This window comes from Stutzerimonas xanthomarina DSM 18231 (genome assembly GCF_900129835.1).
In the GTDB taxonomy this organism is placed as follows: domain Bacteria; phylum Pseudomonadota; class Gammaproteobacteria; order Pseudomonadales; family Pseudomonadaceae; genus Stutzerimonas; species Stutzerimonas xanthomarina.
Map to the genome: position 1 here is coordinate 350776 of NZ_FQXA01000001.1, position 16159 is coordinate 366934.

The following is a 16159-nucleotide window of genomic DNA, read 5'->3' on the forward strand; positions in this document are numbered from 1 at the left end:
AATGTCACGTGCCGATGATCTGCCGAGAGTGGTGCATGCTTTACACCTTCGTTCCTGTCTTGTTGCTGCGTACTCTGATCGCCGGATCGGCGCTGAGCATCATGGTCGCCTGCGCCGCCGAGCCGGTCGCACAGAGCGCGTCGGCCGTTACTGGCCAGCCAATGAGCACCGCCGAATCCCAAGGCTTGCCATCCGAAGCTGAGCATCCACAACTGAGCTTCGCGGAATGGCGTGACGCCTTTCGCAGCGAAGCCCTTCAAGCCGGGATTTCGGCGCAGGTGTTTGACCGCGCCTTTGCAGGCGTCACGCCTGATCCGAGCATCATCATCGCTGATCGCAGCCAGCCCGAGTTTACTCGTCCGGTCTGGCAGTATCTGGACGGCGCGTTATCGAAGCAGCGGGTCGAGCGCGGCCAGCGCCTGCTGAAGCAACATCAAGCGACCCTGGATGACATTGAAGCGCGCTATGGCGTAGACCGGAATACACTGGTGGCTATCTGGGGGCTCGAAAGCAGCTACGGGCAAATCATGGGCGACAAGGGCGTCATCCGCTCGCTCGCCACATTGGCACATGAGGGGAGGCGTCCAGGCTTTGCGAAAAGCCAGTTGCTGGCTGCGCTGGAAATCCTCCAGCATGGCGATGTCGACGCCGATCAACTGCGCGGCTCCTGGGCCGGAGCCATGGGACAAACGCAGTTCATCCCGACCACCTACAACACGCACGCGGTGGATTTCGATGGCGATGGCAGTCGGAATATCTGGAGCAGCTCCGCCGACGCCCTGGCATCGGCCGCGCACTACCTGCAGGCATCTGGCTGGAAAGCCGGGCAGCCGTGGGGCTTCGAGGTAACGCTGCCCGAAGGCTTCGATTACGCACAGGCAGACAACGCCATCCGCAAGCCGTTGGCCGTCTGGCGCCAGCTTGGGCTGAGCGGGTTGCCGGCCGACACCGGTATGGAGGCGACCACTGCCACGCTGCTGCTTCCCGCGGGCTATCGCGGACCTGCGTTCCTGCTGCTGGATAATTTCCGAGCGATACTGCGCTATAACAATTCATCGTCCTATGCACTGGCGATCGGCCTGCTGTCGGAGCGCTTCGACGGTGCCGGCCAGGTTCGTGCCAGGTGGCCAAAAGGCGAGCAGCCACTGAGCCGCTCCGAACGCCTGGAACTGCAGGAGCGCCTAGGGAACCATGGTTTTGATCCAGGCACTCCAGACGGCATCATCGGTGCAAACACTCGCAGTGCGATCCGCGGTTTCCAGCAACAGCAGGGCTGGCCCGCCGATGGTCATCCAACGCAGGAATTGCTCGGACGCTTGCGCGCAGAACCCTAGCGAGGATGGCCGAACATTTCGGCCATCGCCTCCCCCGCGCCACCATCCTGTAGGCAGCCGGGCACATCCCAAGAAGGCTGAATCAACCCGCTCCCGCGGCAGCCTCAGCACAACCAACGTCTCGCTAGACGCGACTGAACGGTCAGTGCCTGTGATAAACTGCGCGGCGGCCACAAGCCGCCTCGTCCACGGAGCCTCTAGCGGAGCCCAGAAAGCCGATGTCCGATACCTCCCAGCCCAAGACCGTCGCCAGCGGCGAAAAATTCCGCACCGATCAGGGCATCACCGCGATCAAGGACGGGCAGAAGCGCCGCGCCTCTAGCGAACCCCAGGTGTTCGAACCCAAGCCCAAGTGGCTGCGGGTCAAGGCACCCAGCGGCAGCCGCTTCGAAGCAGTCAAGCGCAATGTCGGCGAACACCGTCTAAGCACCGTATGCGAGGAGTCCCACTGCCCGAACATGGGCGAATGCTGGTCCAACGGTACCGCCACCATCATGCTGATGGGCTCGGTATGCACCCGCGCGTGCCGCTTCTGCGCCGTGGATACCGGCAATCCCAACGGCTGGCTGGACCAGGAGGAGCCACAGAACACCGCCAAGTCGGTAGAGCTGATGGCGCTGCGCTATATCGTGCTGACCTCGGTGGACCGCGACGATCTGGACGACGGCGGTGCCGCACACTACGCCGCCTGTATCCGCGCTATCAAGGAGCGCACGCCGCAGGTGGTGGTCGAGGCGCTGACCCCGGACTTCGACGGCGACCTACAAGCCATCGAGCGCGTAGCGGACGCTGGCCTGGAAGTCTTCGCGCAGAACGTCGAGACGGTCAAACGCCTGACCCATGAAGTGCGCGATCCCCGTGCCGGCTACGAGAAGACCCTGCGAGTGCTGGAGCACGCCAAGCGCTATCGTCCGGAGATGCTGACCAAGACCAGTCTGATGCTCGGGCTGGGCGAGAGCGACGAGGAAGTGCTGCAGACCATGGATGACCTACGCGCTATCGGCGTGGACATCCTCACCCTCGGTCAGTACCTGCAGCCAACCCGCAACCACCTGCCGGTCAAGCGCTGGGTCAGCCCGGAACAATTCAACCATTTGCGTGATATCGGCCTCGAAAAGGGCTTTATGGAAGTCGCCGCCGGCCCGCTGGTGCGCTCCAGCTACCGAGCCGACCGGGTGTTCGAGAAGAACAACCTGGGCCTGGCCGCCCCGGTGCCGGTCCCGGGTCAGCCGTTCGACAGCAGCCTGATACCGACCCTCAATCTGAACTGATCGTGTCGAACACCGCCTGCCCGTTTTTCTTGCCCGGGCAGGTGTTTGTATATCCGCCATACACGCTCACACTGGTTAAGCAGGCGCCCGGCTCAGCTAAGCGATTGCCGCACCTGTCAGGGTCTGCTGTGCGTAGCCAAGGTGCTTGACCAACTGTTCGCGCAGGCGGGCACTCACGTCGGCAAAGGCAATCGGCTCAGCGGCCACATCGGCCAACTGGGTCATGCTCATGCCGGCGTAGCCGCATGGATTGATCCGGCCGAAGGGCTCCAGATCCATGTCCACATTCAGCGCCAGACCGTGGAATGAGCGACCGTTACGGATGCGCAGGCCCAGAGAGGCGATCTTCGCACCCCCGACGTACACGCCGGGCGCGTCGGGCTTGGCCAACGCCTGTATGCCGTAGCTGGCAAGCAGGTCGATCAGGCTAAATTCGATCCGGCTGACCAATTCCCGCACGCCGATACCCAAACGCCTGACGTCCAGCATCAGGTAACACACCAGCTGCCCCGGGCCATGATAGGTCACCTGCCCGCCCCGATCAGCCTGGACCACGGGGATGTCGCCTGGCAACAGTAGGTGCTCTGGCTTGCCGGCTTGCCCCTGGGTAAACACCCGCGGATGCTGCAACAGCCAGATCTCGTCTACGGTGTCAGCTACCCGCTCGTTGGTGAAGCGCTGCATGGCTTGCCACGCAACCGAATACTCCACCAGCCCGAGCTCACGCACCGCCAGCAGCGGGCCACTCATCGGCGCGGAATCCGCCTCAGCGGGACTGGGCACCAAGCACGGACTCGCGGGTTGGTCGCCCATCACAAAACCATGTGCACGCGCCCGGTAGCGCGTAGATCGACGTGGATCGCCTGCAGCTGATCGACGCTGATGGCGGTGATCAAAACCTGCACGGAGAGGAAACGGCCGTTGCGGCTGTCTCGGCTCACCAGGGTGGTTTCATCGAAGTCCGGAGCATGCCGCCGGATCACCTCGACCACCGTGTCGCTGAAGCCCTCGCCCGCATCACCGATGACCTTGATCGGGTAACGCTCGCAGGGAAATTCAATTTTTGGGGGCTGTGTTTCGCTTTTGGTTTCAGTCATGGCAGCGGACTCATGATCCGAGAGCGCGCGCCCGACCGGTAGCCAGGGCGCGCTCCCGCGGCTCAGTTGAAGAGATTGAAGAAGAACAGCTGAATGCTATCCCACAGACGACTGAACAGCCCACCTTCTTCCACGGCCTGCAGGGCAATCAGATCGGTGCTCTGCAACACCTGACCATCGAGGTTGACCTCGACCTTACCGATCACGTCACCCTGCTGGATGGGCGCCGTGAGTTCCGGGTTGAACGTCAGACCGGCCTGCAGCTTGTCCATCTGCCCGCGCGGCAGGGTCATGGTCAGGTCGCGCGCGAGCCCGGCACTCACCTGGTCCTGCTGGCCCTTCCAGACACGGGACGTCGCCAGCTCGACACCTTTCTGATAGAAGGTTCGGGTCTCGAAGAAGCGGAAGCCATAGGTCAGCAATTTCTGCGTCTCGGCGGCACGCGCCTGCTCGCTGTTTGTGCCAAAAACGGCGCTGATCAGACGCATGTCATCACGCACGGCAGAAGCCACCAGGCAGTAGCCGGCCTCTTCTGTGTGACCGGTCTTCAGGCCGTCGACGGTCTTGTCACGCCATAGCAGAAGGTTGCGGTTGGGCTGTTTGATGTTGTTCCAGAAGAACTCCTTCTGCGCATAGATGCCGTAGTGTGCAGGGTCCTCATGGATGATCGCGCGGGCCAGCTTGGCCATGTCCGCGGCGGACGAATAGTGATCCGGATGCGGCAGGCCCGTGGCGTTCATGAAGTGCGTATTGCTCATGCCCAATCGCTGCGCTGTGCTGTTCATGAGGTCTGCGAAAGCCTCTTCGCTGCCGGCAATATGCTCAGCCATGGCAACGCTGGCGTCGTTGCCGGACTGGATGATGATGCCATGCAGCAGGTCGTCCACCGAAACCTGTGTATTGACCTGGATGAACATCCGCGAGCCACCGGTGCGCCAGGCTTTTTCGCTGACGGTCACCATGTCGCTTTCGGAGATCTGGCCCTTCTTGATTTCCAGGGTGGCGATGTACGCGGTCATCAGCTTGGTCAGGCTGGCGGGCGGCAGACGCTCATCACCGGCATTCTCGACCAGGACCTTGCCGCTGGCAGCGTCCATGAGGACGTAGGATTTGGCCGCCAACTGTGGCGGTGACGGGATGATCGGCTCGGCCCAGGCGGTGGGCGCTACGGCCAGCACAGTGAGAAGGAACAGCCGGTGCACGAAGGTGGTGATAGTCATTGCGCTCTCAGAAAGGTGGTGTGGCAAAAACGGTACAGGTCAGCCTGTTCATCAATCAGCGAAGTACGGCTTTTAATCACCGCTTACTCGCCGCGGGTTCCCCAGATTGGCAAGACGGACGCTCTGTTCGAGCTGCGCGGCTTCATCAGGGGAGTCGATTGGCCCCAGGCGCACCCGGTGCAGGATCTGCTCCTGATGGACCACCGAACTCACGAATACCGGCGCGCCGGTCATGCTACTGAGCTTGTCACGCAGCAACTGAGCGGCATCGGGGTTGGCGAACGCGCCGACCTGCAGATAGACCCCAGCCGCGGATGCGTCTCGCATATTGGCACTGGCGACCTCAAGCGGCACGGTTGCGCCGGCATGCTGCGCTGGAGGCGGCGTGTACTGCTCGACAGGTTGTGCCAGCGTAGCAACCGCCGGCTTCGCAACCTTCTGCGGCTGAGCCAGTACCATCGGTGCCGGCCTGCCACGCTCGGCCCACCACTGCTCAGGGTCGATACCTTCGACCTTCACCCGTGCGGTCCCGGTTTCGGCGTAGCCCAGTTTCTTAGCTGCAGCGAAGGACAGATCAATGATTCGATCCGAGTAGAAGGGGCCGCGATCGTTGACTCGCAATACCACAGTCTTGCCATTGTCGAGGTTGGTTACCCGAACATAGCTGGGCAGCGGCAGCGTCTTATGCGCCGCACTCATGCCGTACAGGTCGTACTTTTCACCGTTGGCCGTCGGCTGACCATGAAACTTGGTGCCATACCAGGATGCTGTTCCGGTCGCCCGATAGTTGCGCCCGTCACCCATTGGGTAATAGGTCTTGCCCAGCACGGTATAGGGATTGGCCTTGAACGGGCCGTTGTGCGGTGTGGGTGTTGCGTCGGGAATGCTGGAGACGTCGACATCCCACCAGGGCGCGCCGTCCTTGTGCGGTCGCGAGTAGTCACCCGGACCGCTGATGCCAGCGCTTTTCGTGGGGGCCTGCGACGGTGTCGGGGCAGACGAGCACCCGACAACCAGAACAGCGAAAGCCGCTACCGCCAGCAAACGGGAGGTCATTGCTCACCCCGCGCCTGGACCAGCTGCTCGGAGAGCTGATGGACCGCCATCGCGTACATGACGCTGCGGTTATAACGGGTGATGACATAGAAGTTGGGCAAGCCGACCCAATACTCATCGCCCTCAGCGCCTTCCAGACGAAAGGCAGTGACCGCCGTATCTTCGGCCACCTTCATTTCGGCCGGCCACTGCCAACCCAGCGCGCGCAATTCGGCAGCGTTCTTCACCGGCTCGAGCCCCTCGGTCAGGCCGTCACCATGCTGCTCACCGTAGACCGTAGCCCGCGCCACCACTGGCGCACCGGCGGTCCAACCGTGTTGTTTGAAATAATTGGCGGCGCTGCCGATGGCGTCGACAGGATTTTTCCAGATGTCGATACGACCATCGGCATCGAAGTCCACCGCATAAGCACGAAAGCTGCTCGGCATGAATTGCGGCAGCCCCATGGCACCGGCGTATGAACCGGTCAGCGTCAGCGGGTCGACCTGCTCTTCACGGGCCAACAACAGGAATTCCTTGAGCTGCTGGCGGAAGAATGGCTGGCGCGGTGGATAATCGAAGCCCAGAGTCGACAGGGCATCTATGACGCGATAGTTGCCCGTGTTGCGGCCGTAGAACGTTTCGACGCCGATGATGGCGACGATGACCTGTGCCGGCACACCAAACTCCTGCTCGGCGCGCGCCAGCGCCGCCTCATTCTCACGCCAGAAATCCACGCCCTGAGCGATCCGCGAATCGGTCATGAAGATTGGCCGATATTCTTTCCATGCCTTGACGCGCTCTGCCGGTCGGGAGATGGCATCAAGGATGACCTGCTTGCGCTCTGCCTGCGCCAGCACTTCGGCCACCTGCTCACCGGCGAAGCCGTAATCCTGAGTCATTTCGCGTACGAAATCGGCGACCTTTTCGCCCTCATAATCAGCCGCAAAAACCGCCGGAGCATGTCCGAACGCCGCGAAAAGACCCGCTCCACAGAGCACCCGTGTCAACCAGCCACGCCGTAATCGATCCAAGAAATTCACTCTAGTCAAACCTGTGCGATCCACTTGCGATGGGTGTGGATCGACATCAAAACCCCGAACCCTGATAGCAGGGTTACCAATGAAGTGCCACCAAAACTGATGAAGGGCAACGGCACCCCTACCACCGGCAACAGCCCGCTGACCATGCCGATGTTGATGAATACGTAAACGAAGAATGTCATCGTCAGCGCACCGGCCAGCAACTTGCCAAACAACGTTTGCGCCTGAACGGTGATGACCAGTCCGCGCGCGATCAGCAGCAGATACAGCAGCAGCAGCAGGCAAACACCCACCAGGCCGAACTCTTCAGCCAGAACCGCAATGATAAAGTCCGTATGGCTTTCCGGCAAAAAATCCAGATGCGACTGAGTACCCTGCAGCCAGCCCTTGCCAAAGACTCCGCCCGAACCAATCGCCGCCTTCGACTGAATGATGTTCCAGCCGGTTCCCAGCGGGTCACTTTCCGGATCGAGGAAGGTGTGCACGCGCTGTTTCTGGTAGTTGTGCAGTACGAAATACCACATGCCCACGGCGATCGGCACCAACGCCGCGATCGCGCTCAGAACCCAGCGCCAGCGCAGCCCGGCGATGAACAGCACGAAAGCACCGGAGACCAATACCAGCAACGAGGTGCCCAGATCCGGCTGTTTGAGGATCAGCACGAAGGGCGTGAGGATCAGGCCCAGGCTGACCATGGTGTGTTTGATACCCGGCGGCAATGCGCGGGCAGACAGGTACCAGGCAATGGTCATCGGCATGATGATCTTCATGAGCTCGGACGGCTGGAAGCGAATCACGCCGGGGATGCTGATCCAGCGGGTCGCGCCCATTGCGGTGTATCCGACGAACTCCACTGCGACCAGCAGTGCGACGACGGCCAGATAACCCGCCGGAACCCAGCGCGCCATGAATCTTGGTTCCAACTGAGCGATCACCAGCATGGCGCCCAGGCCGAAGCCATAGGAAGTCGCCTGCTTGATCAGCAGATCAACATTCTTGCCGCCAGCTGAATAGAGGACGAACAGGCTACCGGCCGCCAGCATCAGCAGAAGCAGGAGCAGCACTCCATCGATATGCATGCGCTGCAGCAGTGTCGCCCGGCGACGCATCACATCGGTGGTCGAAAGGGTACGATCGAATGTTCCGCTCATGGCTTTGGCCCCTGAGCGGTCACAGCTGGCGCGAATTCGGCTTTCAGCTCACCCGCCTCGTTCAGCAACCAGGCATCCATCACCTGCTTCGCCACGGGAGCCGCGACGCCAGAGCCGGACTCACCGTTCTCGACCATGACCGCCACAGCAATCTGCGGGTTGTGCACGGGGGCGAAGGCGATGAACAAGGCGTGGTCGCGGTGGCGCTCGGCGAGTTTGTCGCTGTCGTACCTCTCTCCCTGCTTGATGGCCACAACTTGCGCCGTACCGCTCTTGCCGGCGATAAGGTAGGCGGCACTGTCGCCAACTTTCTTTGCCGTGCCGCGGGCGCCATGCAGCACCTTAACCATTCCGTTGATCGAAGCGTCCCAGTAGCTTGGATCGCGGAGCTGAATGTCAGGCATCGGCTCCGGATCGACAGGCTTCTCTCCTTCGAGGCTTTTCGCCAGGTGCGGCCTGATCCACTCGCCACGAGTCGCCATCAGCGCGGTCGCCTGGGCCAGCTGTAACGGCGTCGCCTGCATGTAGCCCTGGCCGATGCCGAGAATGACGGTCTCGCCGGGATACCAGGCCTGCCGATAACGCGCCCGCTTCCAGTCGCGCGACGGCATCAGACCGGCCGTTTCCTCGAACATGTCCAACGCAACACGCTGGCCGAGACCAAAGCGACTCATATAGTCATGCATGCGATCGATGCCCATCTTGTGGGCGAGATCGTAAAAATAGGTGTCATTGGATCGCATGATCGCCGTTTCCAGATCCACCCAGCCGTCGCCGCCGCGATTCCAGTTCCGGTATTTGTGTTTCACGTTGGGCAGCTGGAAGAAGCCCGGATCGAACACCTTGCTGTCCTCTGTGACGACCCCAGCGTCGAGACCTGCGACTGCCATCATTGGCTTGATCGTCGACCCGGGCGGGTACAAGCCGCGCAGCACGCGGTTGAACAACGGCTGGTCGATCGAGTCGCGCAGCTCGCCATAAGCCTTGAAGCTGATCCCAGTGACGAACAGGTTGGGGTCGAAGCTCGGCTGACTGACCATCGCCAAAACCTCGCCGGTGGACGGCTGCAACGCCACGATGGCCCCGCGACGACCTGCCAGCGCAGCCTCGGCTGCCTGCTGGAGTTCCAGATCGAGGGTCAGGGTGATGTCCTTGCCCGGAATCGGATCGGTACGCTTGAGCACCCGCAGCACCCTTCCGCGAGCGTTTGTCTCCACCTCCTCGTAACCCACCTGGCCATGCAACGCGTCCTCGTAGAAGCGCTCGATGCCAGTCTTGCCGATATGGTGGGTACCGCTGTAATTGACCGGATCGAGCTGCTTGACCTCAGCCTCGTTGATCCGCCCGACGTAACCGACTGAATGCGCGAAATGCTCGCCCTGCGGATAGTGCCGAACCAGCTGTGCCGCAACCTCGACGCCCGGCAGACGGAACTGATCCACCGCAATGCGAGCGATCTGTTCCTCGGAGAGCTCATACATGATCGGCACCGGCTCGAACGGACGCCGCCCCTGCAGTACACGCTTCTCGAACAGTTCGCGCTCTTCGCTGGACAGCTCCAGCACCTCGACCACGGCATCCAGCGTCTTGCGCCAATCTTCGGCGCGCTCACGGGTCACCGTCAGGCTGAAGCTGGGACGGTTATCAGCAATGATCTTGCCGGTCCGATCGAAGATCAGCCCCCGGTTAGGCGGAATGGGCTGAACATGGACCCGGTTGTTTTCCGAAAGCGTGGAATGGTGCTGGTACTGCACGACCTGCAAGTAATACAGACGCGCTATCAACACGCCCATCAGCAGCAACACCATTGCCCCGCCCACAAGGACGCGCTGGCGCACCAGACGGGCGTCTTTTTCGTGGTCCTTGAGGGGGATCGGCTGGGACATCTTCGGTTTGGCTGTACTACTTGTGGTAAGGGTGACCCGACAGCAACGTCCAGGCGCGATAGATCTGTTCGCCGATCAGAATACGAACCAGCGGATGCGGCAAGGTCAGCGGTGACAGCGACCAGCGCTGCTCGCTGCGTGCGCAAACTTCAGGTGCCAGCCCTTCCGGCCCACCCACCATCAGATTGACGTTGCGCGCATCGAGCCGCCAGCGCTCCAGCTCGCCAGCCAGCTGCTCGGTGCTCCAGGGCCGCCCCGTCACTTCCAGCGTGACGATGCGCTCGCCAGGCTGAACCTTCGCCAGCATGGCCTCGCCTTCCTGACGAATCAATCGCGCCACGTCGGCATTCTTGCCGCGAGTGTTGAGAGATATTTCATGCAGCTCCAGGGGCAGCTCGGACGGCAGGCGCTTGGCATATTCATGCCAACCGTCCTCCACCCAGCGCGGCATCTTCGAGCCCACCGCAATCAGCTTGATCCGCACGGATCGATTATTCCTGTTCGCCCGCGTGCTGCGCGCGGCTCTGCTCGGCGCCTTGCCAGAGGCGCTCGAGATCATAGAACTGGCGAGTAGGCACCTGCATCACATGCACCACCACATCGCCCAGGTCGAGCAGGGCCCACTCACCGCCGTCCAGCCCTTCGCTACCCAGAGGGCGCACGCCCTGCTCCTTGACCTTCTCAAGCACGTTCTCGGCCAGAGATTTTACGTGACGGCTGGAGGTGCCGCTGGCGATCACCATGAAGTCGGTGACGCTGGTTTTGCCGCGGACATCGATGGTGGTGATGTCGGTGCCTTTCAGATCTTCCAGGGCGCTAACGGCCAGCTGGGCCAAAGAATCATTTTGCATAGTGTGAAACAACCTCAGTTCGACGCCCGGTACAGTCCGTGCGCGTTGATATAAGCCAGTACGGCGTCGGGTACGAGAAAACGCACCGACCGGCCGCTGGCCAGAAATTGACGAATTCGTGTTGCCGATACCCCTAGCGGGGCTTGCCAGACGAAGGCGATCTGCCCCCCGCCGCCTGCAAGCGTCAGCGGGTCACTCACGCTGCGTGCAGCCAACAGATCGCGCAGCGCTTCCGGCGCCTCGCTGTCGGCGTCCGGCCGCTGCATGACCAAAATGTGGCAATGATCGAGCAGCTCATCCCAGCGATGCCAGCTGGGAAGCCCGCAGAACGCATCCCAGCCGACGATGAGAAACACCTGATCGTCATGACCCAGCTCGGCACGCAGAGACTCCAGCGTGTCGACGGTATAAGACGGCTTGTCACGTTCCAGCTCGCGTGCATCGACCGAAAGCGGAGCCAGGTCCTGCACCGCCAGCCGAACCATGGTCAAGCGATCCTGCGCGGAGCTGTTCGGCGCCTCACGGTGCGGCGGCCGGTAGTTGGGCACCAGACGAACCTCGTCGAGCCCGACTATTTCGGCTACTTCCAGCGCGCCACGCAAATGCCCGATATGCACCGGGTCAAAGGTGCCGCCGAGAAGGCCGATGCGCCGAGGAGTGCCGGTTGCCCTCATCAAGTACGCACGTGGCCGTCGCCAAATACCACGTACTTCTCACTGGTCAGACCTTCCAGACCGACCGGACCACGGGCGTGCAGCTTATCGGTGGAAATACCGATCTCAGCTCCCAGGCCGTACTCGAAGCCGTCGGCAAAACGAGTGGAGGCGTTGACCATCACCGACGCCGAATCGACCTCGGTGATGAAGCGCCGCGCATCGGTGAAGTTTTCCGTGACAATCGCGTCGGTGTGCTGCGAGCCGTAGCGGTTGATGTGCTGGATGGCTTCATCCAGAGAATCGACGATGCGAATCGACAGGATCGGCGCGTTGTATTCGGTCGACCAGTCCTCTTCGCTCGCAGCCAACACATGGCTACCGAGCAGTTCACAGGTCCGTGGGCATCCACGCAGTTCAACGCCCTTTTCGCAATAGATTGCCGTCAGCGGTGGCAGTACACGTGCCGCAATGGATGCGTGAACCAGCAACGTCTCCATGGTATTGCAGGGCGCATAGCGTTGTGTTTTGGCGTTGTCGGCGATGCGAATGGCCTTGTCGAGATCAGCCGCCTGATCGATGAACACGTGGCAGATGCCATCCAGATGCTTGATCACCGGCACCTTGGCATCGCGACTGATGCGTTCGATCAACCCCTTGCCACCGCGCGGCACGATCACATCTACGTATTCCGGCATGGTGATCAATGCGCCAACAGCGGCGCGGTCGGTGGTCTCAACAACTTGCACTGCGGCAGCGGGCAGTTCGGCCTCGGCCAGGCCCAGCTGAATGCAACGGGCGATCGCCTGGTTCGAATGGATCGCTTCCGAGCCGCCACGCAAAATCGTGGCGTTACCCGACTTGAGACACAGGCTGGCCGCATCGATGGTCACGTTGGGCCGTGACTCGTAGATGATGCCAACCACACCCAGCGGCACGCGCATCTTGCCGACCTGAATGCCGGAAGGCAGGTAGCGCATATCACGGATTTCGCCTATGGGGTCAGGCAGGGTTGCGACCTGGCGCAGCCCCTCGATCATGTCGTCGATGCGTGCCGGTGTCAGGGCCAGACGATCAAGCATCGCCTCGTCGAGACCATTGGCACGTCCGGCCTCGAGGTCCTCACGATTGGCACGGACCAGTTCCTCGCGCGCCGCATCGAGCGCGGCGGCAGCGGCTTGCAAGGCCCGGTTCTTCTGCGCGGTGGTGGCACGCGCAAGCACGCGCGACGCCTCGCGCGCGGCGCGACCGAGGCGGGTCATGTAATCGAGTACGGACTCGGTCATGGTCTGGCTGGCCTGACTGAAGGGAAAGCGGCTGATTATAGCCACCCGCGCGCTCCACGCACAGCGGCGCCGGGCGAATGGCTGTAAAGCGCTCGACTGCAGGCGCGCCTCTGCCCCAACGAGGCGCGGTTTGCCGGTCGCGCGGCAAGCATTCGAGGCTTTCGCCAGCGTTATCATGACCAGACGGTTGAAACCCGCGCGCCAGATGTCGGGTCGAAGCGTCTCGAACCAAGGAAAAAACACCCATGCCGGAATGGCTCACCGCACTCTCCAGTTGGCTGGCTGAAAACCCTCAGTGGCTTGGCCTTAGCCTGTTTGTCGTTGCCTGCCTCGAATGCCTCGCCATTGTCGGTTTGCTGATGCCTGGCACGGTGCTGGTATTTGCCATTGCGGTAGTCGCCGGCAGTGGCGTGCTCAGTCTCGGTGAGACGTTACTGCTGGGTTACGCCGGGGGTTTGCTCGGTGACCTGCTCTCCTACGGACTGGGCCGCCGTTACCACCAAAATATCCGCAGCATCCGCGGCCTTCGCGACCATCCGGAATGGTTGAACCGCGCCGAGGTGTACTTCGAACGTTATGGCATCGCCAGCCTACTGGTTGGACGTTTCATCGGTCCGCTGCGGCCCATGCTGCCGGTAACCGCCGGCATGCTCGACATGCCGTTCGGGCGCTTTCTGCTGGTCAGCCTGATCGCTGCAGCAGGCTGGTCGATGGCCTATCTGCTGCCCGGCTGGGCGGCGGGAGCGGCGGTGCGGCTGCCATTGCCGGAGGGCTTCTGGAGCGAAGCGGGCTTCGTTACCGCCGCTTTGCTCCTGCTTATCGGCGGCGTAGTGCATGGCAGTCTGCATCAGATGCGCTGGGTTACTCCGCTTGCTGCTGGCCTCAGCGCAGCCGTCCTGATCGGACTGTTCATCGGTTGGCCCTATCTGGTGGAATTCGATGAAGGGCTGATGGCGGTCGTTCAGGGCGAGCGCAGCCCAGTATTCGATCGCTTCATGGTCGTGGTCACACGAGCCGGAGATTTCCACACCCAGCTGTGGGCAGCCGTACTGCTGAGCCTCTTGCTGCTTGCCACGAAACAGGCGCGCGCAGCCGCTTTCGCCATTCTCACACTGCTGGGCACCTCACTGGCCAACGGCGCACTGAAAGCGACCTTCGGCCGGATCCGGCCGGAAATCCTGCTAGAGCCACTGCACAGTTACAGCTTCCCCAGTGGTCACAGCTCGGCGGCATTCGCTTTTTTTCTCACCCTGGGGGTTCTCGCCGGCCGCGGGCAGCCGCCGCGCATGCGCCTGGCCTGGGTGTTGCTGGGTGCATTGCCGGCCACCGCGATTGCGTTGTCGCGGGTTTACCTGGGCGTGCACTGGCCAACCGATGTCATCGCGGGCGCGGTGCTGGCGGCAAGTGTTTGCGCCGCCAGCCTGACCCTTGTGCAATGGCGCGCGCCGATGACGGCACTGTCGCCGAAAATATGGTGGCTGATCCTGCCGGCCACCCTGGGGCTGATCGGCGCCTTTGCGATCTGGGCGTTGCCAGGCGCCATGCAGCTGTATCGCTATCAGTAGTATGTAACGTCGGGTGCCGCTGCTATTCGGACGAATCCCCTTGCAACTGCTCCAGCCAGCGCTGGATGGACTGTAATTGCTGTTCAGGATCGTCCAGTTGCAGCAGGTCGAGTTTCTGATCAGGCCGAAACGGCAACAGATAAGCCAGCTGATGCGCCAGCGAGCGCTGCCCCTGCGCGGCGCTGCCCATCCCCAGCGCCTCGACCAGCGGATGCTGACCGAGCGCTTCCAGCAGAATAGCCAGATCAAGATGCTCATCGCTCAGCGGCAGGTCGTCCCCCTCGTCGCGCCAGTTGATCTCAGCAATGGTCAGCTGATCACGCTGAACCTCGGCCGACAACACATCGAAACGACGACCGCCTTCGACACGAATCCCCAGCAGGCCGTTAGGCCGCTGCTGCCAATCGCGGATCAGCGCTTCACAACCCGTCAGGGCATATTCGCTCGGCGCCAACCCCACCTCGCTACCCTCGATCAGGCGCACCACACCGAAGCCATGCCCGGCCTTCAGGCAACTGCTGACCATATCCAGATAACGCGCCTCGAAGAGCTGCAGATCAAGGGTGCACCCAGGAAACAACACGGTATCGAGCGGAAACAACGGTAGCTTCATTCAAACTCCTTACGACAGCATCAGCACGGCCAAGGGCAGCAGCACCGCGGTCATCACACCCATCAGGCTCATCGCCAGCGCCGCAAAGGCGCCGCACTCATCACCTTCCTGCAGCGCCTGGGCGGTGCCGACCGCATGCGCAGTCAGACCCAGCGCCATGCCTCGGGCGGCAGGATGCTGAACGCCAAACCTGCGCAACAGTTCCGGGCCGATGATCGCACCGATAATCCCCGTGATCATCACGAAGACCGCGGCCAGCGCCACCACGCCGCCAATCTGCTCGGCCACCAGCATGGCGATAGGCGAGGTAACCGACTTGGGCGCGAGGGTCATCAGGATCATCTGGTCGGCACCAAAAGCCCAGGCCAGCGCCATACCCAGCGCCGTGGCGCCGACGCCGGCGACTAGCAGGGTGAGCATGATCGGGCCGAACAGCTCGCGGATCCGCCGCAGATTCAGGTACAGCGGCACTGCAAGCGCCACCGTAGTTGGCCCGAGGAGCACGGTAAGCATCTGGGCGCTGTCGCGGTACTCCTCATAGCTCAGGCCGCAAAGCACAAGCGTACCGACCACGACCACCATCGACACCAGCACTGGCTGCAGGAATACCCAGCGGGTCTTTTCGTAGGCCGCGTAGGCCAGCTGGAAAGCCGTCAACGTGATCGCCACGCCAAACAGGGGATGATGAATGACGGCGCCCCAGGCCGCCTGCCACTGCATCGCGATCATGCGCGACCTGCCTTGCGCTGCTGACGGCGAATCAGCGTCTGCATCAGCCAGCCGGTGAACACCAGTGACACCACCAGCGAGAGCACCAGCACGCCGACGATGGCCCAGAAATCCTCGAGAATCGCCTCGGTGTACGCCATCACGCCCACGGCGGGTGGCACCAGCAACAGGGGTAGATAACGCAACAGACTGCTCGCGGCGACCTGCAACGACTCACTCGCTTGTCCGCGAGCCAACAACGCCACGAACAGCAACAACAGGCCGATGATCGGCCCCGGCAACATCGGCAGCACCATTACGTTGAGCGCAGTGCCGAGCAATTGAAATAGCAGCAGCCAGGTTAGTCCGCGTAGCAGCATGGAAGCCTCCAGAGCAAAGGAGCGCGATTATAAGCCTCTCGCCACAACGACACCCGCAACAGCTCC

Annotated in this window: 17 protein-coding genes; 3 read left to right on the forward strand and 14 right to left on the reverse strand. The window is 62.0% G+C overall.

What is annotated here, in order from left to right; genetic code table 11:
- Positions 1-35: 35 nt before the first annotated feature.
- Together BUE09_RS01670 and lipA are read left to right on the forward strand one after the other, a co-directional pair.
- Positions 36-1334 carry a lytic murein transglycosylase gene (locus BUE09_RS01670; RefSeq protein ID WP_073298978.1) on the forward strand — a complete coding sequence of 433 codons (1299 nt, stop codon included), beginning with the start codon at positions 36-38 and terminating at the stop codon, positions 1332-1334.
- A 218-nt stretch (positions 1335-1552) separates the two neighbouring features.
- Positions 1553-2605, forward strand: coding sequence for a lipoyl synthase (gene lipA / locus BUE09_RS01675; protein ID WP_073298979.1), 1053 nt, complete (start codon positions 1553-1555; stop codon positions 2603-2605).
- A gap of 96 nt (positions 2606-2701) precedes the next feature.
- On the opposite strand, the gene lipB is transcribed toward lipA, so the two are convergent.
- The 11 genes from lipB to BUE09_RS01730 form a co-directional block, all read right to left on the reverse strand.
- The gene (lipB, locus tag BUE09_RS01680) at positions 2702-3355 is read right to left on the reverse strand and encodes a lipoyl(octanoyl) transferase LipB (RefSeq protein WP_073298980.1); all 654 of its coding nucleotides are present in this window, start codon (positions 3353-3355) and stop codon (positions 2702-2704) included.
- 62 nt (positions 3356-3417) lie between these two features.
- A complete protein-coding gene (locus tag BUE09_RS01685; protein WP_073298981.1) occupies positions 3418-3702 on the reverse strand; it encodes a DUF493 domain-containing protein in 285 nt (94 codons plus the stop codon).
- A gap of 62 nt (positions 3703-3764) precedes the next feature.
- Positions 3765-4922 carry a D-alanyl-D-alanine carboxypeptidase family protein gene (locus BUE09_RS01690; protein WP_073298982.1) on the reverse strand — a complete coding sequence of 386 codons (1158 nt, stop codon included), beginning with the start codon at positions 4920-4922 and terminating at the stop codon, positions 3765-3767.
- Between the two features lie 72 nt (positions 4923-4994).
- Positions 4995-5978: a septal ring lytic transglycosylase RlpA family protein gene (locus tag BUE09_RS01695; RefSeq protein WP_073298983.1), complete on the reverse strand. Its 984-nt coding sequence runs from the start codon at positions 5976-5978 to the stop codon at positions 4995-4997.
- Positions 5975-6958, reverse strand: a complete 984-nt coding sequence (gene mltB / locus BUE09_RS01700; protein ID WP_073299466.1) for a lytic murein transglycosylase B — start codon at positions 6956-6958, stop codon at positions 5975-5977. Before mltB ends, BUE09_RS01695 begins: the two co-directional genes overlap by 4 nt.
- A 47-nt stretch (positions 6959-7005) precedes the next feature.
- Positions 7006-8151, reverse strand: coding sequence for a rod shape-determining protein RodA (gene rodA / locus BUE09_RS01705; protein WP_073298984.1), 1146 nt, complete (start codon positions 8149-8151; stop codon positions 7006-7008).
- Complete coding sequence (gene mrdA, locus BUE09_RS01710) at positions 8148-10037, reverse strand: penicillin-binding protein 2 (RefSeq protein WP_073298985.1); 1890 nt, start codon at positions 10035-10037, stop codon at positions 8148-8150. The genes rodA and mrdA overlap by 4 nt, the downstream gene beginning before the upstream one ends.
- Before the next feature lie 16 nt (positions 10038-10053).
- Positions 10054-10521: a 23S rRNA (pseudouridine(1915)-N(3))-methyltransferase RlmH gene (rlmH, locus tag BUE09_RS01715; RefSeq protein WP_019340033.1), complete on the reverse strand. Its 468-nt coding sequence runs from the start codon at positions 10519-10521 to the stop codon at positions 10054-10056.
- A gap of 7 nt (positions 10522-10528) precedes the next feature.
- A complete protein-coding gene (gene rsfS, locus BUE09_RS01720; protein ID WP_045424039.1) occupies positions 10529-10888 on the reverse strand; it encodes a ribosome silencing factor in 360 nt (119 codons plus the stop codon).
- Between the two features lie 14 nt (positions 10889-10902).
- Positions 10903-11562, reverse strand: a complete 660-nt coding sequence (nadD, locus tag BUE09_RS01725) for a nicotinate-nucleotide adenylyltransferase (RefSeq protein ID WP_073298986.1) — start codon at positions 11560-11562, stop codon at positions 10903-10905.
- Positions 11562-12827, reverse strand: a complete 1266-nt coding sequence (locus BUE09_RS01730) for a glutamate-5-semialdehyde dehydrogenase (protein ID WP_073299467.1) — start codon at positions 12825-12827, stop codon at positions 11562-11564. The genes nadD and BUE09_RS01730 overlap by 1 nt, the downstream gene beginning before the upstream one ends.
- 245 nt (positions 12828-13072) lie before the next feature.
- Between BUE09_RS01730 and BUE09_RS01735 the strand changes: the two genes are divergently transcribed.
- A complete protein-coding gene (locus tag BUE09_RS01735; protein WP_073298987.1) occupies positions 13073-14392 on the forward strand; it encodes a bifunctional DedA family/phosphatase PAP2 family protein in 1320 nt (439 codons plus the stop codon).
- A 22-nt stretch (positions 14393-14414) separates the two neighbouring features.
- On the opposite strand, the gene BUE09_RS01740 is transcribed toward BUE09_RS01735, so the two are convergent.
- The 3 genes from BUE09_RS01740 to BUE09_RS01750 are packed head-to-tail and all read right to left on the reverse strand — an operon-like array spanning position 14415 to position 16093.
- Positions 14415-15005 (reverse strand): LON peptidase substrate-binding domain-containing protein, encoded by a 591-nt coding sequence (locus tag BUE09_RS01740; RefSeq protein WP_073298988.1) that lies wholly within the window; start codon positions 15003-15005, stop codon positions 14415-14417.
- 9 nt (positions 15006-15014) lie between these two features.
- The gene (locus BUE09_RS01745; RefSeq protein WP_172830751.1) at positions 15015-15725 is read right to left on the reverse strand and encodes an LrgB family protein; all 711 of its coding nucleotides are present in this window, start codon (positions 15723-15725) and stop codon (positions 15015-15017) included.
- Positions 15726-15730: 5 nt separating this feature from the next.
- Positions 15731-16093 carry a CidA/LrgA family protein gene (locus tag BUE09_RS01750; RefSeq protein WP_073298990.1) on the reverse strand — a complete coding sequence of 121 codons (363 nt, stop codon included), beginning with the start codon at positions 16091-16093 and terminating at the stop codon, positions 15731-15733.
- Between the last annotated feature and the right edge of the window lie 66 nt (positions 16094-16159).